The 20,571-nt window shown below is 63.5% G+C and carries 16 protein-coding genes; 6 read left to right on the top strand and 10 right to left on the bottom strand.

Annotation, left to right across the window (positions count from 1 at the left end; translation table 11 throughout):
- Positions 1-172 precede the first annotated feature (172 nt).
- Complete coding sequence (locus F816_RS0112310) at positions 173-1,612, top strand: putative O-glycosylation ligase, exosortase A system-associated (RefSeq protein ID WP_019594977.1); 1,440 nt, start codon at positions 173-175, stop codon at positions 1,610-1,612.
- A gap of 22 nt (positions 1,613-1,634) precedes the next feature.
- Positions 1,635-3,470, top strand: coding sequence for a hypothetical protein (locus tag F816_RS0112315; protein ID WP_019594978.1), 1,836 nt, complete (start codon positions 1,635-1,637; stop codon positions 3,468-3,470).
- A gap of 14 nt (positions 3,471-3,484) precedes the next feature.
- On the opposite strand, the gene F816_RS0112320 is transcribed toward F816_RS0112315, so the two are convergent.
- Complete coding sequence (locus F816_RS0112320) at positions 3,485-4,495, bottom strand: glycosyltransferase family 2 protein (RefSeq protein ID WP_019594979.1); 1,011 nt, start codon at positions 4,493-4,495, stop codon at positions 3,485-3,487.
- A 109-nt stretch (positions 4,496-4,604) separates the two neighbouring features.
- On the opposite strand from F816_RS0112320, the gene F816_RS0112325 reads away from it, so the two are divergent.
- Both F816_RS0112325 and F816_RS14720 read left to right on the top strand, forming a co-directional pair.
- Entirely contained in the window at positions 4,605-5,492 is an 888-nt protein-coding gene (locus F816_RS0112325) for a hypothetical protein (protein ID WP_019594980.1), read from the top strand.
- Between the two features lie 152 nt (positions 5,493-5,644).
- Positions 5,645-6,445, top strand: coding sequence for a hypothetical protein (locus F816_RS14720; protein ID WP_231363404.1), 801 nt, complete (start codon positions 5,645-5,647; stop codon positions 6,443-6,445).
- Between the two features lie 531 nt (positions 6,446-6,976).
- Here F816_RS14720 and F816_RS15090 read toward each other — a convergent pair.
- From F816_RS15090 to F816_RS0112340, 3 genes are all read right to left on the bottom strand, one after another.
- Entirely contained in the window at positions 6,977-7,981 is a 1,005-nt protein-coding gene (locus tag F816_RS15090) for a hypothetical protein (protein WP_231363405.1), read from the bottom strand.
- A 4-nt stretch (positions 7,982-7,985) separates the two neighbouring features.
- On the bottom strand, positions 7,986-8,897 hold the full coding sequence (locus F816_RS0112335) for a hypothetical protein (RefSeq protein ID WP_019594982.1): 912 nt from the start codon (positions 8,895-8,897) through the stop codon (positions 7,986-7,988).
- 194 nt (positions 8,898-9,091) lie between these two features.
- The gene (locus F816_RS0112340) at positions 9,092-10,894 is read right to left on the bottom strand and encodes an ABC transporter ATP-binding protein (RefSeq protein ID WP_019594983.1); all 1,803 of its coding nucleotides are present in this window, start codon (positions 10,892-10,894) and stop codon (positions 9,092-9,094) included.
- Positions 10,895-11,156: 262 nt separating this feature from the next.
- Between F816_RS0112340 and F816_RS0112345 the strand changes: the two genes are divergently transcribed.
- The gene (locus F816_RS0112345; RefSeq protein WP_019594984.1) at positions 11,157-12,764 is read left to right on the top strand and encodes an amino acid adenylation domain-containing protein; all 1,608 of its coding nucleotides are present in this window, start codon (positions 11,157-11,159) and stop codon (positions 12,762-12,764) included.
- A 42-nt stretch (positions 12,765-12,806) separates the two neighbouring features.
- Here F816_RS0112345 and F816_RS0112350 read toward each other — a convergent pair whose 3' ends face one another.
- From F816_RS0112350 to F816_RS0112370, 5 genes are all read right to left on the bottom strand, one after another.
- Positions 12,807-13,631 (bottom strand): GNAT family N-acetyltransferase, encoded by an 825-nt coding sequence (locus F816_RS0112350; RefSeq protein ID WP_019594985.1) that lies wholly within the window; start codon positions 13,629-13,631, stop codon positions 12,807-12,809.
- A gap of 79 nt (positions 13,632-13,710) precedes the next feature.
- Positions 13,711-14,730, bottom strand: a complete 1,020-nt coding sequence (locus tag F816_RS0112355) for a glycosyltransferase (protein ID WP_019594986.1) — start codon at positions 14,728-14,730, stop codon at positions 13,711-13,713.
- Positions 14,730-15,617, bottom strand: coding sequence for a hydrolase 1, exosortase A system-associated (locus tag F816_RS0112360; protein WP_019594987.1), 888 nt, complete (start codon positions 15,615-15,617; stop codon positions 14,730-14,732). The genes F816_RS0112355 and F816_RS0112360 overlap by 1 nt, the downstream gene beginning before the upstream one ends.
- Entirely contained in the window at positions 15,614-16,417 is an 804-nt protein-coding gene (locus F816_RS0112365; protein WP_019594988.1) for a hydrolase 2, exosortase A system-associated, read from the bottom strand. Before F816_RS0112365 ends, F816_RS0112360 begins: the two co-directional genes overlap by 4 nt.
- Positions 16,418-16,426: 9 nt before the next feature.
- Positions 16,427-16,678, bottom strand: a complete 252-nt coding sequence (locus F816_RS0112370; RefSeq protein WP_019594989.1) for a phosphopantetheine-binding protein — start codon at positions 16,676-16,678, stop codon at positions 16,427-16,429.
- A 331-nt stretch (positions 16,679-17,009) separates the two neighbouring features.
- Here F816_RS0112370 and F816_RS0112380 point away from each other — a divergent pair, with 331 nt between their 5' ends.
- Positions 17,010-18,839 carry an asparagine synthase gene (locus F816_RS0112380; RefSeq protein WP_038085898.1) on the top strand — a complete coding sequence of 610 codons (1,830 nt, stop codon included), beginning with the start codon at positions 17,010-17,012 and terminating at the stop codon, positions 18,837-18,839.
- A gap of 358 nt (positions 18,840-19,197) precedes the next feature.
- Here F816_RS0112380 and F816_RS0112390 read toward each other — a convergent pair whose 3' ends face one another.
- Positions 19,198-20,571 carry a phenylacetate--CoA ligase family protein gene (locus tag F816_RS0112390; protein WP_019594992.1) on the bottom strand — a complete coding sequence of 458 codons (1,374 nt, stop codon included), beginning with the start codon at positions 20,569-20,571 and terminating at the stop codon, positions 19,198-19,200.

Raw genomic sequence — 20,571 nt, forward strand, 5'->3', positions numbered from 1 at the left:
GATCATACCCCACGCACTTTGCACCGCTGGCCGCGACCCGGCCGCAGCGTTAGTAGTCCGTTCGTCGGCCCGGCCTTAAATGCCTCTCGCCGCGTGTAACATCCGAAAAGACGCGCCATGAGCCATCCCTTTTCCGTCCGTCCCGGCCACAGCGGCGCGAGGTTCGAACTGCATGCGTGATTACCTGCTCGCCCTGATCGTCGTCGTGCTCGTGCCCCTGATCGTGCGCTACGCGTGGATCGGAATCCTGGCCTGGTTCTGGGTCGGCCTCTTTGCGCCCCAGTGGCACACCTGGACCTTCATGCGCGGGGCGCCCCTGGCGACCTACTTCGGTGGGGCGACCCTAATCGCACTGTTCCTCGCAAAGGACCGCAAACCGTTTCCGTTCACACGCGAGACGGTGATGCTGTTCGTGCTGGCGGCGTATTTCGCGATGACCAGCCACTTCGCGGTGAATTCCAGTGGCGCCTGGGACTTCTGGATCCATTTCATGAAGATCCTGCTGATCACCTTCATCACCCCCCTGCTGATCTACGGCGAGCGCCGCATTGTCTGGCTGCTACTCGTGATCACCGCCTCGCTCGCCTTCTACGGATTCAAGGGCGGCATCTTCGCCCTCCAGACGGGCGGGGCTCACATGGTCCTTGGGCCCGTTGGCTCCTACCTTTCCGGCAATACCTACATCGGTCTGGCCATGCTCATGGTGCTGCCACTCATCCTGGCAAGCGCACGCATGTTCCATCACCAGTGGGTCGACCTCGGATTCGACCTGCTCCGTCGATTCTCGCGCCCCATCAGCTGGTTCCTCTATGGCGTCTTCTGGCTCACCGCCATCGCAATCCTCGCCACTCACTCGCGCGGGGCGTTTGTCGGCCTGCTCGCGATCGTGCCCCTGCTCTTCTGGCACATGCAGAAGAAATGGCTGATAGTCGGCGTCGGCTTTTTCCTGATAGCGGTCGTCGGCGTCACTGCACCGGAGCCACTGGTCGAGCGCTGGCAGACCATCGAGACCTACGAGGAAGACACGTCCGCCATGCAACGCATCCAGTCCTGGGGCGTGGCCTGGAACATGGCGCTGGAACGACCGCTCACTGGCATGGGCTTCCGCAACGCCGCGCTGGGCTATGAGTGGTGGATTGGGTATGCCAATTTCGAGGGCGGCTGGCGCCACGTGCTATCCCCACACAGCGTTTATTTCGGGATCCTCGGGCAACACGGGTTCGGCGGCCTGGCCGTATTCCTGCTGCTGATCGCCTTTACCTTTCACACACTCAACCGGGTCCGGCGCACGGCGCGCCAACGGACCGGAGAGATCTGGCTGTCGGAGTACGCCTGGGCCCTGCAGATTGGGCTCGTGGGCTATCTGATATCCGGCATCTTCCTGGATGTCGCCTACTTCAACCTGCTGTATGCCTTTATCGCCCTGACCGTCATCATGCGCAGGGAACTGGAACAGGCCCCACATGCGGCCACGGCCCCGGCATCCGATCCGCCCACAGAGCCAGGCCTCGCCTCCGGCCCCGATCCCGACCCCGACCCCGAACCAGTCCGCGCAGACAAGGACACGGTGATGTCCGGCACCCTGATGGGGCCGTCATCGTCCAGGGGCTGACTCGATTGCGGATGCAGACCTGATGGGGGCCATACCGATCATCCCTTCCTCCGGCCCGGTGGTAACCGGGCTGGACCCTTGCCTCGACACGCTCGCCGCTGCATTACGCACACACATCCGGCCCGGCTGTGGCTTGCACGATCCAGTCGATGAGGCCCCTACACCCGCAGATCACTACGGCCAAACCGGTGCCGCCCTCACGCTTGCAATCCTGGATGGGCCCGACTCGCGGTTGTGGCGGCACCCCCTGGAAGCGTGGGAGACCCTGCCCGCGGAACAGACCGGGCACGCCCCGTTCAACCGCTTCCTGCTGAACCTGCTCGCGGAGCACCTCGAGCGATCCGGGGCACCGGCAAGCGAAGTGGCGCACAGCCGGGTATTGGCTCAAGGCTGCAAGTTGGCGCCCCGTTATCCATCCAACAATTGGACCTTGCTGGCCCGGCTGTGCGAACTGCAGGAGGCCAACGGCAAGGCCGAACCCCGGGCGCATGCGCGCCTGCGCGGACTCCTTGACCGCTGGACAACCCCTTCTGGCGCCTTCGTTGATTACCCGGCCCGCCCCGGCACACCGGCACGCGGCGCCACACCTGCGGCCTATCATCACAAAGCGTTGTTCGTGGCGGTCATGGCCGCGGAGCTTGGCGAACCGGAAGCATGGCGGCCCACCATCGAGCGCCTGCTGCGATGGAGCCTCTACGTGTGGGACGGCCACGGTCATGCTGGCGGCCTCGGCCGGAGCAGCCATGCGCTCTTTGGAGATGCCTGTCTGGTAGCGAGCCTGCTACTGCTCGGGGCCGCCACTGACGCACACCAGGACACCGCATCCGGACGGGTGCTGAGCGGCCTTCTTGGGCGCTGGTCCGACCAGATTCGACCCGATGGCTTCCTGGCACTGAACCCCGCCGATACCGCCATTTCGGGTACAGGCTGGGACTCCTACATGCATCTGTCGGTCTACAACGCCTGGGCCGCGGCCATAGTCGCATGGGCGCGTTGTCGCGCGGACCGCCCTGATCGCGAGCATGCCGTCCGCCTCGGGGCGTTCGGGTCCGCACAGCCAGCCCACACGGGGACCGAGCTTCTCCGGGCTGGAACACCGTCTGCCACCTTTGCCCTGGTCGCTACGCACGGGCAGCCTCCACAGGGCTTTAGCCGCGACGCCGTGGAACTGCGCTACGCCGGTGGCGTGCCGTTGCACGTCACCTGGCAGGGGCAGGTGCTGTGTCCGGCGCCTGGCCGAATACCCGTAAACGCCCTGCTGGACGCTCCCGCCCTGGCGGGCTGGACGCCCGTGTTCCTGATCGACGACCGCCTGTTCGGACTCACCGACTTCGAACAGTGCGAACACGAGGCTTCGGAAGAACGCTTGCAAGTAACACTCTCGGGACACCCGCGCCCTTTGCTTCGCCTTGCCGACACAAGCCTCCCGGCGCGCACCCTGGCAGCACTCGACTGGCGGTTGCTGGATGGCGCGCTAGGCCGGCGCGCCGCCCTGCGGAGAGCGTCATACCGGGACGTCGTCGGCACTGTCACCCTGATCATTTCCCTGAAGAAGCCCTGCATCGTGCAACGGCTGAACCTCGAATACGGCGGTCGACAGGGACTCACCCTCCTGAACCCGGGCGGACACGCTGTCACCGACACGCGACGGGTGAATCGCGGGTTCAGACAAGCCGTGAACGGAGCCCAGCGCGATTGCTCATCCGGCGACTGGCACGAGACGCCCTTGCCCTCCGCCATTGCCGGTGGCATGGGGTTTTGCCAGAGCCCCGAAAGCATCCTGAAAGGCACTTACATGTCCGAACTGACACTCGAATGGCCCAATCGAAAACGGGACGCTACGGGATCGCCATGCTAGCCAGCCAACATCGCTTACGCCGTTGGCCGTCCACCCTTTTGTCCAAGGCGTCCGAGGGCCAGCCGCAGGATGTTCGGCAAGAACAGGACAGCCCCCAGCGGGTCTCGACGCAGCGTCGCCCTCACCAAAGACCCGTCCAGGGGTTTACGGTGCCTCAGCTGGTGCAAGACGGCCGCGACGAAAGAACGCCGCGAGTCCGCCAGCTGTCCCCGCACAAATGCCCGCTGCTTCCCATCCAGGCGGATCTCTTCAAGGACCATCCGGGAGAGCGAAATGTAGTTGGATGTCAGACGAAGGTAGCCTTCCGTCTTCCAGCCCGACTTGTCGAAGATATTAACGCCTTCGCCTTCGTCGGCATAAATACGGGGCGAAAATGCTACACGTCGCAGCGATTGCCCCAGTTGCAGCTTGAAGAAACGATCCTCGCCCTGCATCAGCCCCTCTGGAAACCGGTTCCTGGAAAAACGATCCAGCCGATATGCCATGGCATTCGCACTAATGATGCTGCTCCGACGTACCAGGAGATCGAAAAAGTCACCCGAAAACTCGTAAAGTTCGTGCTCCGGATCGATCAGCGGATGGTCCTCGGGATGGATATTGTCTTCCGGAGAATCCGCCCACTGGAACCGCGTTCTCGAAATGCCTGTTCGTTGCGTATCGCCAATGAACAGGTCGAAGCCCCGGCCGAGCGCGCGAACCGCATCTCCCAGAAACGGCCCAATCCACTGGTCATCCGAATCGAGAAATGCCACGAACGGCATGTCGCGAGGCACATGTTCCAGACCGGTGTTTCTTGCCGCACCAGGCCCACCATTTTCCTTGCGGACGATCACGATCTCTCCATCATCCAGGAGGTCCCCGATCTCTTCGTCAGCCGGCAAGGGCGAACCATCGTCAACCACAATCACGCATATCGAAAGTCCAGCCCGCCAATCGAGCACCGATTGGACACAACGGCGCAAAAGACCGCGCTCTCGCTGAAAATACGGGATGACCACAGCGATCTTCAAAGGACCCTCGGACAAGGCGACTACTCCATCATGGGGATCAAGCGGCTAGCACGTGGCGCTCACCGCCATTTCATACAAACCCAACATCCGGGAAGCATTCCACCGGATTGTGCTGGAGCCAGAGATGTATCTCTACAGCTATCGTAAACACCCCAACTTTGGGGACGCCCTTAACGACTACCTCTGGCCACGTTTCATCAATACGCCACTGGAGACTGAGCCAGGATCCGACGAGGTGTTTGTCGGCATTGGCACCTTGCTCAACGAACGCCTGCCCACCTCGGGCACGCTCCACATCTTCGGCAGCGGCCTCGGTTATGGAACGGTCCCTGCAGAAGCCATCGCACGCTGGACGGTCCACTTCGTACGGGGTCCCTTGACCGCCGCCTCCCTGAACCTGGACCCGAAACTCGCCATCTCTGACCCCGGCATCCTCCTCCACCGCACGGAAGACCTCAACCGGAAAAAAGATATCGACTGCGCCTTCATGCCGCATCACGCCCTTTTCTCCAAACGAATGCGCCAACTTTGCGAGCAGGCCGGCGTTCATTTCATTCATCCAGAAGCCCCTTGCGAAAGCGTAATCGATCAGATCGGCCGGTCCCGCAAGCTCATCTGCTCCGCCATGCACGGTGCGATCACCGCCGAGGCACTCCGTGTTCCGTGGCTTCCCGTGATTACAAACCGCCAAATGCTCCTGAGCAAGTGGCACGACTGGTCAGCGAGCATGCAGGCTGAAGTCCACTTTCACAAGCTTCCGACGATCTGGTCTCACGCCAACCGGTCTCCCCATGGCTGGCTCCTTGCGAAACTCAAGGGAAACACCTTTTCCCGAAAACTCAAACAACTCTCACGGAAAGGTAATTTTCAACTGGGGGCCGATCGCATTCTTCAGGATCGCATCCAGCGCATAGAGAACAAGATCCACGACCTCAACTCAAATACATGCAACCGAGTCGACGGCGCCGCCCCCCCCGAAAAGCGCCTGGGATTTAAAGGCCGATTGGCCTAAATAACCCCTGAGCCAAACAAACTCAAGAAACCCCAGGTGTTCGTATAATAGGAAATACCATACACCCGGCCGACCCCGACACGCTGCGCAAGCGCAAACAACAAAAGGTCAGTTTCAACTGATATTCAATACCACCCATGGGGACGACTGCCATGACCATCTACGTCGAACGAACGGAGCAACGCGAAGAAGATGGCTGGGCCATTTTCGAAACAGCAGTTCACCACCCACGATTGCCGGACAGCCTTTACTTCCGTACGTTCAGCCGGTATTCCGACCAGATATCCGAAGAATCCGACGCGCCCGCGCTAGCCCTCCTTATCCCCGCCATGGCTTTAGGTGAAGACATACACATCACCACAACCGTGTCCGAGAAACTCCTCCGGAACCTTAACGGTCCAGTTCAGACGATCCTCCTCGCTATTGCGCCACACCTCTCACATGTAAAAGTAATAGCCGACCCCGAACCACGCCCTCCTCACCATGGAGACGGGCTTGTAGCGACAGGCTTTTCTGCCGGGGTCGACTCCTTCTGTACTTTAACGCAATACCGACCCGACGATGCGCCTCAGGGTTTCGGAATCTCTTTCTTAACATACAACAACGTAGGATCGCAGGGGCTCTCCAATACTAAAGACTTTATCGAACGATACGATCGGCTTAATAAAAAAGCATCCAAAGAGGGGCTCGAGCTTGTGCCGATTGACTCGAACATGGACGACTTCTTCCAAACATGCAAAGACATTGATTTTGTGCAGACGCACTCCGTTCGAAATAGCGCTACAGCACTTCTCCTTCAAAAGAAAACGGGTCGATTTTTGTACTCTTCAGCCTATCCGTATTCGTCTACATTTGTGGGGAAAACGTGCTTTATCGCGCACGCAGACCCGGTCTTTTTGCCTCTTCTTGGGACTGAAGCCATCGAGATCCTACCCGTTGGGGGGAGAGCTTAACCGGGTTCAGAAAATGGTCACCCTCGAAGCGAATTCGACCGCACAAAAGGGCTTGGACGTATGCGTAACCAATGAAAAGGGAGAAAACTGCTCGCGCTGTGAAAAATGCCTGAGAACGCTTTTGTGCCTAGAAATCACAGGAAACTTGCATAAATTCAGCGAATCCTTCGATCTCAAAGTTTATGAAAAGGAGCGAATTCGATACATTGCGGGAACCATTCGAGGGCGAAGGACATACGACAAGGAATTACAAGAGGCGATGAAACTATACCGTTTTCGAGGACCTCTAAGGGCGCAGATCATAGCCAGCGCCAGGATTCCAGAGGTGCAATACAAGATTCGGCAACTACGAAAGGTTGTCCGAAACACGATGCGGGCCGCCCGAGGGAAACGAGGGTAGCAAGGCGTCATAAAGCCGATCTCCAAACATAGCCTTGGAATAAAGCGCGCGCGGGCTAGAGCGCACGTGTACGGAAATCCTGCGTCCGGGACTGCCCCCCAAGCCACTGCACAAGTCAACGTGCAACATCGCTATCGGGAGCGAACACGCCCCCTTAGAAGTCGCCAGTAAGAGTTCCGGGCCCGGATAGCCCAATCCTGCAATCGGCCCGAATCGGTGGACATTCGCCTGGAGAGTGTGCTCGTCCCCCGCCAGGCTTCAAATAGCGGTACCACCTCACGTTCGATCAGGCTGAGCCACCGGTCGACCGTGCTCGCACGGGACCCTGTACTTGAGACCGACGCGGCCGCAGCACGGATGACGCCAGCTCCCCATTCGGGGTCGCTCTGCAGGCGGCCAAGGTGTCCCAACAAATCCTTTTCAGTAACGCACCTCAGATAATCCCGTCCATCTTTTCCCACTTGAGAATAGGCCGAGTCACACCCGCCAATGAAGACGGCCCCGGCTAGCCACGCATTGAACATCTTCGTTGGCGGTTTCTCGTCGTGTTTCTTGCAGGAAAAATCACGTACGCCCACAGCCACATCGATATCGTGATAGTCGTTCCACTCGGCAGCCGTCTTTAGACGGAATTCCATTCCGTACGCTGCACAAACACTCTCCCACCACTGTGGGTCGCGACAAAGGTTACGTTCAAGCCCGAAGAAACCGACAGTACGAAATTCGGTTCTAGCAACGTCACGCCGGACCAGGCCCGGTTGCGGCCAGTGGGGAACCCAGAATGCACGACGGGATGTTTGCCGCTGATTCTGGACAATCGAAAGGTTCGCCCATCGAGGGCGAAGTTGATCGGCATCAAGGCTGACCTTGAAAATCCCGGGGGTGACAGGGCGCCGCCGGATATCCGCCGCGAGGCCGAAGTTGATCGCACCGGGGTGAAAGTCCTCGCCCGTGCTGACGTCCAGCCCAGAATTGCGGAGTTCTAACGCAGTCTGACCAATCCAGGCCCAGCTGCTGGTGTGGAAAAGACCGGGACAGTCATCAAGGGGCACACCGGCCAACGAATCGATGAACTCGCGAACGGCTGCAGGAGCCAGGAAATGCAGAGGGTAACGACGACCAGTTGCGGCGGACATGGGTTCAGTCACTGCTGCCCGGGGGGCCAAGAAAGTGCGAAAGCCCGAGCTGCGCGCAGACCTCCCGCAAATCGTAGTTGGAAGGAAGATCCTTGCTCAGGTCGCGTCGAGCGTCCGTCGGCGAAGTTTTCCGATAATGTGGGTTTCCGATCCGAGTGCAGTGCCCTTCATGCAGGGGCCGTGCGTTGATTGCGACGACATCGCCGCCCGCCTGTTCGTCCCACATAAGGATGCCCACGCCATGGTCCTTCATGTATTTTTTGCGGCTGGTCGCTTGCGGACCCGTTGGTGCGTTGGGGTGGGCCATTGGATGCCGCCACCAGCCACAACCCGCGTTGAACTGATCCAGACTGGCATGCCTGGTTGTACAACCGATTAGCTCCCAGTAACGGCCGTAGTGCCCCCTGAGTCTGCGCAGCCATCCAAGCCGCATGTCTACCGCTGCCGTCTGGCCATCCCGGAGGGCCTTGAAGCGATCGGACAGACGCCGAAACAGAGGCTCGCGGACCAACAGATCGGAGTGCCAGAAAGCGAGGCGAGGCGCAAAGAGCCAGGCGAACTCGATTGGGAACATCATCGACATGGCAGGCAGATCGAGGCCCTCGTTGAAATCGACTAGGCGGGCACCCTCGATTAGTGGTGGCGGCCCGATCCGGGGGTCGAATCCGACGATCGGAGTCCAGCCAGCAGATGCCACCATCCTCTGCTGGACCAAACACCAGTCACTCTGGACATTCCAGCAGAGCCAGGGGAGGTCAATTCCGGTCAGGGCATCCGCCCATTTTCCGGAGGCGAGAGCCTGCGCCTGCTCTGCCTGCTCGGCGGAGATCCAGTGCCAGCTCCCCTTGCCGACATAGAACGGACGGAGCGCTTCTTCCTCGACTCCTTTGGGGTCTTCTACCGGCGTGCTAGACAATGGCTGGTTCCCCCTGAAAAATCAGGCCACCGGCAAAGAGGAGGCCCCAGCGAAGCGATCCCGGCTGCCCATCACGCGGCGATTTCCCAATCCCGGAAAATGGCAATCCACCAACGGAAAAGGCCGAGACTTCAAAGCAGAGGTTGAGCATCGTTCGGAGCGCCATGTGCCAACCTACAAACCTTTGGTAACCATCAAGCCAACCCCGACGCCAGTTTCTGGAATTCCTTGCTTTGCGAATTCAGACAGTCCCATGCGCCTTCAGCCGAGACCGCCCCCTTGTCCAACAGGTAAATCGTGTCGCAGTTACGCACCGTGGTCAGGCGATGGGCGACCAAGAGGATGGTCTTGTTGCCTGAGAGGTTCTGGATCGCGTCCATCACGGCACGTTCCGTGGCGTTATCCAGGGCGCTCGTCGCTTCGTCGAAGAAAAGCACATCGGGATCACGGTACAGGGCCCTGGCAATGCCGATCCTTTGACGTTGCCCGCCGGAGAGTCGTGTACCGCGTTCGCCGATGACGGTGGCGTACCCGTGAGGCAATTCCTGGGTTACAAAATCGTGCAGGTTGGCGAGGCGAGCCGCTTTCTCGACGGCCGCCTGGTCGATCTGTTCTTCGGGCACGCCAAGGGCGATATTCGCGGCCACACTCTGGTCAGCGAGAAAGATGTGCTGCGGGACGTAGCCCAGGGCTGCCTGCCAGCGACGGATGTTGGCTCGTGTCAGGGGTTCGCCATCGATCAGGATAGTGCCCTGCTCGGGTTCCAAAAGACCCAGCAACACGTCGACCAGGGTGCTCTTTCCGGCACCGGACGAGCCCACGAATCCGACCGTGGTTCTGGCGCGAATCTCCAGAGAGATGTCTTTCAGAGCAGGATGCTCGTGTTCGGGATACCGATAGGTGAGATCTTGCACCTTGATGGACCGAGTCGGAGCCAGCGGAGCGAGTCGATCGTTGCGCGAAAGCGGAGGCGTACTGTCAGAGAATTGGCCAAGGTCCCGAAGAACGCTGTCGACCGCGGCCGCATTGAAACGCAGCGAAGCGACCTGCTGAAAGATCTTCTGAAACGCCGGGATCAACTGGCGTCCGGCCAGCGCGTACAGGCCGATCAGGGGCAAGGCCTGAGCCAGCCCACCGTCGCCCGCCATCAGATAGAGCACCAGGACGAGAACCCCGCCGAATGCAATCGCCTCGATCGCGTATTGCGGGAGGCTCTGCAGCAGGACCGCATTCGCCTGGTGACTCGCAAACCGCTTGGATGGCTTCCGGTACCGCTCCAGGTAATCACGCTCCCGCCCCAACAGACGGATCTCCTTGGCACCGGCAAAGGCCTCGGCGGCGGCCGTGAAACGCTCGCGATTGGCCTCCACGCGGTCCAGGCCGATGCGGTTCAGCCACGTCCGCGACGCCACATAAATGACCGCATAGATGCCACCGAGGCCAGCCGCTGCGATCAAGGCCAGCCAGGGCTGCACCACAACCAGAAGTGCAATGATGAAGGCCGCGAGTAACAGCTGGCTCGCGAGCTTCAACGCGGGCATCAGCGCGCCATTGATCGCCTGGGTGGTTTCCTGCAGTACCGTTTTCGCCAAATCACCGGAGTTTCGATTAAGGAAGAACGTGAACGGACGGCTGAGGTAGTCCCCCATCAGGCGCCGGGAGAGCTCGTACTGCTGCATGTGGGTGAACCGCGTAATGGCCCACTGGTTGAATGCCTGGAGCGCAGTACCGGTCATGAACAGAACAAAGGCCGCAAGACCCAGGAAGTACAGGAAGCGACCGGTCGACTCGAAGCCAAGCCATTCGTAGGTGACGCGCAGCATCTCGTTGTCGTGGACCATGTCCGGATCGGAGAGTACCGCCAGAAACGGCATGACCGAGGCGATGCCGGCGGTCTGCATGAACGCCGTGGCAATCATCAGGATCAGCAGCAAGACGACCTTGCCGCGATCGCGGGGGTCGAGCAGGGCATTCAGCTTGTGCAGAATTTGCAGCATGGTTTCGCCGAACCGGGATCCTTCGCACGAGGGGCCTTGTCGCGGGCCCGTAGACAACCGCCATCAGGCGGCCGTTAGCCAGGCCTGGCGGCCGGCTTCTCGTCTGGATTGTACGAGATGGGGCGTTCGCGGATGCTGCGCTGAAGGCACCGTGGACGTGCCTGGGCACGACTGGCCAGATGGATCGCCGGTCCGGGCCGACCCAAAAACCCCCGAGAGCCGCAGCAGTAAAGGGTTCCCAAGGAGAGCGAGGACTGCATCCATGCCAAACGCCAGGATAACGAAGGGTTTACTGACCGGCTTCCTGCGCTCCGTCGAACGCTTCCCGGAACGCCCCGCCCTGGATGTCGAGGGTCGCGTCCTGAGCTACGAGGAGCTGTTCGCGGCCGGGGCGGACATTGCGCACACGCTGCAGCAGAGCCCGACCGGGCCCGGCCGGGTCGGTGTGCTTGCCCAGCGCTCGCTCACGATGTACCGCGGGATTCTGGGCACCCTGATGGCCGGCCAAGCTCTAGTTCCGCTGAACCCGGGGTTTCCCACGGAACGTACGGTGGCCATGGCCGAACAGGCCGATCTGTCAGCGTTGCTGGTGGATACCCAGGGTCTTGAGCGGCTCGATGAACTGCTGCGGGCATTCTCCCGCCCGCTCCTGATCCTGCTACCCGATACGCAGCGACTGAAGGACCTGCAAACGCGCTGGCCCCGACACGACTTCCGGGTGGCCGGCGATTCCCATCGGCCCGCGGATTGGGCGCCAGCGGCCGTATCCCCGGATGCTCTGGCCTGCCTGTTCTTCACCTCCGGCAGCACGGGCGTCCCCAAGGGTGTGGGGGTGCTCCAGCGCAACGCCGCCCGTTTCGTGGAGATGTCGCAGGAGCGCTACCGGGAGTTCGGCATTAGCGAGACGGACCGCTTTTCGCAGTTCTACGACATCACCTTCGATTCCTCGATGTTCGATCTGTACGTGTCGTGGGCCTTTGGCGCATGCCTGTGCTGCCCCTCCGCCAAGGAGTGGTTCAACCCCAACCGCTACATCGCGGACAAGGCGCTCACGGTGATCGACATCACCCCCTCGGCCGGGCACGGGATGAATCGCCGCAACGGCTGGGCGCCGGGACGGTTCCCGGATCTGCGCCTGTGCCGCTTTGGCGGGGAGGCCCTGTCAGCGGAGCTGGCCGAGGCGATGGCGGCCGCCGCCCCCAATGCCATTGTCGACAATGCCTACGGGCCCACCGAATGCACCGTGGATACCTGCTACTACCGCTGGGACGGAGAACGCTCGCCGGCGGAATGCGAGCACGGCATGGTGCCGATCGGCTATCCGGGCAACCAGGTCGGACTGCGCGTGGCGGACGAGGCCCTGCGGGAGGTGCCGGTCGGGGCCGAGGGCGAACTGCTGATCAGCGGCCCGCAGGTGACGCCCGGCTACTGGAAGGACCCCGAACGCACGGCAAAGGCCTTTGTGCACCTGGACGATGGGCGCGTGCACTACCGCACCGGGGACCTGGTGCGTCGCCCGGCCGCGGGCGAACCGATCATCTTTCTCGGGCGCCTGGATCACCAGATCAAGATTGGCGGGGTGCGGATCGAGCTCGGCGAGGTCGAGGCCGCACTGCGCGAGGCCGCCGGCACGGACCAGGCAGTGGCCGTCGGATGGCCACGAACGGAAAGCGGCGCCTCGGGGATCGTGGCGTTCGTGGTCGCGGAAGATATGGACGAATCGACCATACGCGACCGGCTCCGCCAGCGACTGCCCACGGTGATGGTGCCCCGAGCCATCCACTCGCTGGAGAACCTGCCGCTCAACGCCAATGGCAAGGCCGACCGAAAGGCACTGATCTCGACCCTGGAAGAGACGGCAACCCCGTAAATACGAGGCTGCGCCAAGCCCAGGGCAACGTCTGTTTCCAGGCTACGCCGGAGCGACCACTCCAGGCACAGCCAGGTACGTATGCCGGAGATGCAATACCTCGAACCCCTTGCGGAGGTGGTTTTGATAGGACGGGTCCGGCCTGTCCGGTGTCCCCACGGCGGTATCCGTGATCACCGACGTACACCCATGCAGCGACGCGTCCCTGAGGCAAGCGGAGATAAGCGCCCCATGCAGGCCTCGTCCACGGTAGTCCGGGCGGGTTGCTTCCCACCCGGCCCAGGCCACCCCATCCCCGAGATACAACAGGCCGGTTGCCACCACCGTTCCATCGTCGAGCGCCAGCCACTGACGCCATTTGGGTGAACGCGGCAGTTCCGTCAGTAGGGCCCTTGCCTCCTGCGGCACGGAGAACGCATCGACCGCCAGCGCGGCGCCGGCATCTTCGTCTTCTGGCCGCCAGGGGCGGATCTCGAGATCGCTCTTCCCCTCGGGGACGTCGCTGCTGGCCCGCATCAGGACCGCAGATGCCGCCCCCCGGCGAATCCTGCGATCGCGTAGCCATTGGAGAACGGACTCCGGGCGGGCATAAGGGCTGAGCTCGATTGCCCAGGGAAGGTCATGCTCGGCGTACAGGGCGGCTAGTTCATCAATATGGCCCTCGGTCGCCGGGCCTGAAACGCCCAGTCCCAGCACCCGGTTAAAGACCAGCATCTTCTTCAGGCCAGGGGCGATCAGGGCAACATGCGTCCCGCTGCGGACCACTCGAAAGCCCGGGATGCCCGCGCTTTCGGCCAGCTGCATCATGCTCTCGTAGGCCTCGGCCTCGACCAGTTCGGCCTGCGCGGAAGATGGATCTTCAGTCATGGCACCTCCTCCTGTCTCCGGCTTGTTCTTGCCGATAGCCCTTAATCAGCCCGGACGATGCCGGGTCCGGCCCAATGCCTCACCGCGCCTTGCGTCTCCCTGCCAGACTCTTACCGGCACTCAGGACCAGGTAGGCCCAGGTGGACACGGACCAGGGATCCCGAAGCGTCGACTGCAGAAACGACCGTGCCGCCAGCCTCGGGTCCCCCTCCCAGTAATGGTGATAGCCGAAACTGAAGCAGGTCTCGGCAAGGCGCCTGCGAATCGCGCCGCGTGACGTCTGCTCTCCGCCCGGGCCAACCCGACCCCAGCGACCGAGCGCCTTGCGGACGACCTCGAATTCATAGTTCGTGTCGGGGTACTTGGTGATACAGCCCTCGCCATGAAGCCGGTAGAGAGCCGTCACCAGGTTCAGTTGGTGGATCTCGGTCAAGCGCGACGCCCGCAACCAGTAATCGTAGTCCTGCCCCCTTTTGAGATCAGGGTCGAACTGTCCGACACGTTCCACTAGGTCGCGTCGCATCATGACCGTGATGGTGTGAGGCAGCGAGCCGAAGAGTAGACGGTTGTAAAGCCACCCCGACCCACGATCCACAAGCGATTCGCCGTCAGGGTTCATCGGGTACGCGCCCTTGGCCGTATCGGGCTTCAGGAACGTGCCGGACGGATCGGGCTTCCACGTGGCCCAGGCGGTAAAGGTCATCCCGATCCCGGGATGCTGGTCCATGTAGTCCACCTGAGCCACGACCTTTCCCGGCAGCCAGACATCGTCGGAATCGATAAAGGCGATGTAGTCACCGCCCGCCCTCGCGACGCCGGCATTGCGGGCCACGGCCGCCCCCTGGTTCTGCTGGGTCAACAGTGTCAGGCGGTCACCATATCCACGCAGGATGTCGAGCGTCCCGTCGGTCGAGCCGTCGTCTACCACGATCAGCTCGATGCTCGGGTAGTCCTGATCCAGAACACTGTCGACGGACTCGGCAATATATGCGGCCGTGTTGTAGGCCGGCATGATCACCGACACCAGGGGCTTGCGGTCACGACCCTCCGGCGCGGCCGGGGCCCTGCTGCTCGTCCGGGCTTGCTCCACGGACGACATCACTCCCGCCCTCGTTCCGGCAATGTCTGTAGCCAGTCATGCGTCCACAGCGCCACCTGGTCGCGCCACACGCGGCGAGAAAAGGTGTGGTTTGCACCGGGCAGTTCGCGCAGGGTCACGCGCGGCTCCTGCAGCAATCCACTCCATTCCGGCGCGTTCGTCGCCACATCGCGAAACTCGGCGGCGGTCAGGTCATCGCCGCTCAGAATCACCAGGACGGGCCCCTGGAAGCGCCGCCATCCCTCGGCCATCCGGTCCGGCAGGGGGCCTTTGTCGATGCGATCCGGGCTTGAGTTTTCGCGCTCGCCAGAAGCCCCCCCGGAACCGGAACCAACCGCAGTGCCGACCATGCGCCCCAGGGAGCGCAGGGACACCCAGGGGTTGCAACGCCCCTTGAGGGCCCCGGACCAGAAATCGCGCGAGAACAGGCGCTGGAGGTAGTAGGTCTTCAGGTAGGCCCGAGCCAGCCCTTCCTCGGTGCGGGCCCAGGGGTTCACCAGCACCAGGCCTGTCACGCGGGGGTCGCGCCAGGCATAGAACAACGCCGCAGAGGCCGCACCACACAGACCCCATAGGGTCACCTCGTGCATCCCCGGCACCTCGCCTGCAAAGGTATCGACGGCCGCATGCAGGTCGTCGTGCACGTCGTGGAACGTCCGCTGGGCACCGGAAGAATCGCCCATGCCGCGGAAGTCGAAGCGGAAAACGGGTATCCCCTGCGCCGCGAGGTGTCGGGCCAGGAGCAAGAACTGGCGGTGACTGCCTACCCGGTACTGCGGCCCGCCCACGGCGATCAGCACGCCATGCCGGGCGCCCTCCGCGCCGGGATGCAGGATCCCCAGGAGTTCGTCCTCCCCCACCTGGAAGACGACGGCGCGCTCGCTCATGGGAAAGCCTCCAGGCGTTGCATGGTCGCCTCCAGCAATTGCGGCACCTCGATGATGTCCTGGGTGGACCAGAAGGCATCGCCAGCAACGACCGTCGCGGTGACCGCGGCGCCCTCCTCTCGCCAGCGCTCGATCAGACGTTCGCTCGCCGGCGGCAGCGGTGCGGTGTCCTGCGCGGCCACCTCGAACCATTCGATCGCCTCCGCGTGCGGCCGCTGCAGACGGGCCGCCGCCAGGCGCGCGGCCAGCTTGGGCGCCAGGGTATACCCGGCGACTTCCAGCGGCTCTCCCGCATCCAGCTGTGCCCGCAGCTGGGCGGTACCTTCCTTCTGCCCACTCATCAGCCCGGCGGCCATGCGCAGGCGCAGGAACTGGGTCAGGTGCTGTTCGCCATTCGTGACCGGGGCCCAGAAGATCGCGGCCGTCACCGGTTGCGCACGTGTGGCCAGGAAGTCACCCGCGAGCAGGCAACCCGCCCGCACCCCCCAGACCATGAACGGCGCCGGGCAACGCGTCTCGAGGTGTTCGCTGCAGCGTGCGAGGTCGTCCAGCCAGAGATCCCAGTCCGCGTCGCCAAAGTCACCGCCGCTATCGCCGCACCCGTAGAGGTCCGGGATCAACACGGCGTAGCCCGCCTGCGCCAGGCGGCGCGCTTGCAGGCTCACCATGCGACGGGACTTGTTGAGCTCCTCGGCCAGGGGCGGGACAAACAGCACAGCGCCCCGGATGGAGGGACCATCCGGCAGATGGAGCACATGGAATACCGGCCCGGCCTTGCCCTCCAGGAACCCGGCTTCCATGCCGCGCGCCTAGCCGTCGAGCTTGGAGTCGATGAAATCGACCAGGGTGCCGAGCGTCTCGAAGGTCTCGGCGCTGACATCGTCATCATCGATCACGATATCGAAATGGCTCTCGATCGAGGTGATCAGCGAAACGACCGCCATCGAATCCAGCTCCGGTACGCCACCCAACAGCGTGGTGTTGCGGTCGAAGTGCTGTGCCTGTCCGTTCAGACTCAGGGCACTGTCCAGCAGGTTCTTGGTGTGATCGAGGGTCGACATATGACGGGTTCCTGGAGGTCGGGTATCCCTGCCCGGCCGGGATGCGGGATTGTCCGGCAGGTTACCGCATCTGCACGGGCTGTCCAGATCGGCACCGGCACACCGCGCCCCCTGCGTGATCGGCACGTTAAGCCCCTGGGCCTCGGACCACCTCGCACACCCGGACCCGCACGTAGAATGAGCTCCAGCACGGCATGGATTCGTGCTCGCGAGCAGTGCGCGCGGCCTCGCCCCGCGCATCCCGCGCCTTGTCAGCAAGCAACAACGACTCGAGCGCGAACGCATACATCAATCAACGTTTCCCTGGCCCGACCAGGCAACAGGCGGACGGATGGCGGGACTTTGTGGATGGTTCGCGGTGAATGCCGCATCACCGGCCGGCGCCCTTGAGGCCCAGGGAGAGGCGCTCCCGGGGCTCTCCGGGGCGCCTGACGCCCAATGCACGAACCGCCTGGGCGGCTGCCGGGTCCGGGGCGGCTGGATCGCGCAGGATGCCGACGTCATTGCCGCCATCACCGGCCACCCGCAATGGCGGGACCCTGTCCTGGCCCGACGGGCGCGAGAGCACGACCCGGCGCAAGCCCTGCTGGAGGCCTGGCGGCAGCACGGCACCGGCCTCTTCGAGCAGGTTGGCGGCGACTATGCACTGGCCATCGTGGATTCCGGGCACGGTCGCCTGGTGGCCGGCATCGACCGCCTCGGCCAGACACCGCTTCACTTTGCGCACCTGGATGGCGGCGTGGCCTTCGGCACCAGTGCCGGATGCGTGGCCGCACACCCGGCGGTTGCCACCGAGGTGACCCGCGAGGGGCTCTACCACTACTGTTTCTTCCACATGCTTCCGGCCCCGGTCAGCCTGTTCTCCGGGCTGGAAAAACTGCCGGGCGCCCACCGCCTGACCCACAACGGCGACCGGGCCGAGGTGTCCCGCTACTGGCGCCCGCGCTTCGAGGAAGACAGCGCGGCCACGCCCGAGGCCCTGGAACAGGCCCTGCACGAACACGCGCAAGCAGCGGTGGAACGACGTGCGGACACCCCCCGCCCCGGCGCCTTTCTGAGCGGCGGCCTGGACAGCTCGACGGTGGCCGGGATGCTCGCCGGCATGCACCCCGGGGCCGACAGCTTCAGCATCGGCTTTGATGCGCCCGGATACGACGAGATGGAGTACGCGCGCATCGCCTCGCGGCACTTCGGGACCCAGGCGCACGAGTACTACGTGACGCCGGAGGACGTCGTCGAGGCCGTGCCCCGGATCGCCGGCAGCTACGACGAGCCCTTCGGTAATTCGTCGGCCCTGCCGGCCTATTTCTGCGCCCGCATGGCGGCCGACGCCGGCATCACCCGGCTACTGGCCGGGGATGGCGGCGATGAGCTGTTCGCCGGGAATGCGCGCTACGCCAAGCAGGGCGTATTCGAACACTGGGGCCGGATCCCCGCGCCGCTGCGCCACCACCTGCTGGATCCGCTGTTCACCCGCCTGCCGCGCGGCCTGCCGCTGGCCGGCAAGGCCCGCAGCTACGTGGAACAGGCGCGTATCCCGCTGCCGGATCGACTGCAGACCTACAACTACCTGCACCGCCTGGCACCGGAAACGATGTTCGAACCCGAGTTTCTCGCGGAGGTGGACCGCGAGGCCCCCTGGGAGCTGATGCGCGGGATCTACGCGCAGCCCCAATCGGCGTCGTCCCTCAACCGCATGATGTACCTGGACTGGCAGCAAACCCTGGCCGACAACGACCTGCGCAAGGTGACCGGGATGTGCCAGCTGGCCGGCGTCGATGTCGCCTTCCCGATGCTGGACGACGATCTGGTCGAGTTCTCCTGCCGCGTACCATCGGACCTGAAGCTGCGCAACGGCCGGCTGCGCCACTTCTACAAGGAGGCGTTTACCGGTTTCCTGCCCGACGCCATCATCGACAAGAAAAAACACGGCTTCGGCCTGCCGTTCGGCGTCTGGATGCAGGAGCACGCGCCGCTGCGGGAGCTGGCATACGACAGCCTGCTGCGACTGAAGGGCCGCAATTTCCTCCGCGACGACTTCATCGACGAACTGATCCGCCTGCACCGCGAGGGCCACGCGGCCTATTACGGCGATTTCGTCTGGATCCTGATGATGCTCGACCTCTGGCTCGAATCGCACCCCGCCGCCCGCCTGGCATGAACCACGAAACGCACGAAGACACGAAGCGAGGGCAAGGGCTGCTACACCACAGAGGACACGGAGAGTTCGGTCGATGCGATTCGCTCCGCTCATCCGTATCCTACGGCTCAAGCGGGTAGCGGGTAGCGGGTAGCGGGTAGGATGCGTTGAGCGCAGCGAAACGCATCGCGGCCTCGACCACGCCCACGCCCACGCCCACGCACGAGACGCCGGCTTCGCGGTTCACCTGCACGCGCCGCGCTGGGGGCCGCCACGAACGCCCGGCACGCCCCGGCACCACCATCACGAATCTTCCCGCCTTCCCCGCTTCCTGTGAATCAGCCCTTCTTCGCGTCTTCGTGCGCTTCGTGGCGCGCGTTCAGGCGTTCCGGGCTGGCTGGTCGGCGTCGGGAACGCGGCAGACAACATGGCGGTGCTTGCCGTTGGGCTCTGGCGGGATGGCATCCACCGACCGAACATCCACCTGGACCGCCTGCCCCAGCGCGTCGACCAATGCACGGCGCAGGCGCTCCTCGGCGGCCGCCGGCAGTGCGGCGACCAGGCTCAGCAGCACCTCGACGTGGTGTCGGTCGTGCTGGATGACCTTGTAGGCGCGCAGCCCGGGCAGGTCGCGCATCAGGTAGTTGAAGCGGCTGCCGTGGATCCAGGAACCGTCCGTCGCGATCAGGCCGTCGTTGGCACGGCCGTCGATGTCGCGCAGCAGCGGCAGGCCGCGCCCGCAGGGGCAGGGACGCGGGTCCAGGGCACCCCGGTCCCCGGTGCGATAGCGGATGAACGGGAATTCCGGGCCCACCAGGTTGGTGATGACGATGTTTCCGGTCGCGCCGGGCGGCACCGGTCGATCTTCCGCATCCAGGATCTCGACGATCAGGGCCTCGGCCGTGATGTGCATGCCCCCCGCCGGGCATTCACGGGCAATGAACCCGGCGTCGCGCGCGCCGTACTCGTTGGCGACCCCACAGCCCATCACCTCGCCGATCACCGCGCGCCACTCCGGGCGCAACACCTCGGAGGTCGTGAAGGCGACACGCATCCCGAGATCATCCAGCCGCTGTCCCCGCTCGCGCGCCCGCCAGGCCACGCGGGACAATGCCGACGGATACCCGAACAGCATGCGCGGACGCCGCTGGCGGATCTGTTCGATGATGCGGTCGAGCCGCGCCGGATTCAGGTCGCGGGCCGGCACCAGGTACGACCGGAACAGGCGATCGCGCCAGGCACGCATGCCGTTCTGGGCCTCGTTCTCGACGGCGGATCCCCACAGGACCAGTTCGCGGTCGCCCACGTCCACACCCCACCAGCGGGTTGCCCGCCACTTTGCGGCGATATCCATACCGATGCGATCCGCGCCCAGCCAGAACCTCAGAGGCTCGCCGGACGACCCGCTGGTGTGCTGCTCTTCGAGGTTCCGCGCGCCCTCCGCGCGCCAGGCCGCGCCCTGTTCGCGGATCAGCGCCTTGTCGACGACCGGGAGGCACTGAAGGTCCGCAATGCCGGAGAACGCCGCAGGCGACCCGCCCTGTTGCGCAAACCATTCACGATAGAACGGCACCTGCCGCGCGACACGTTCCAGAAGCCCCTGCAGCCGCTGCTCCTGCAGGCTCCGTAGGGCCTCCGGCGTCCACCACTGAGTGGTTTCCAGGGCCTTGTGCAACGCCACCGTCGGGTGACCCTTGAGCCGCTCCTGCAGCGGGAACAGGCCGCGCGCCACCCATTGGGTATAAAGCCCCAT

The organism is Thioalkalivibrio sp. ALM2T (assembly GCF_000381505.1).
GTDB lineage: Bacteria > Pseudomonadota > Gammaproteobacteria > Ectothiorhodospirales > Ectothiorhodospiraceae > Thioalkalivibrio > Thioalkalivibrio versutus.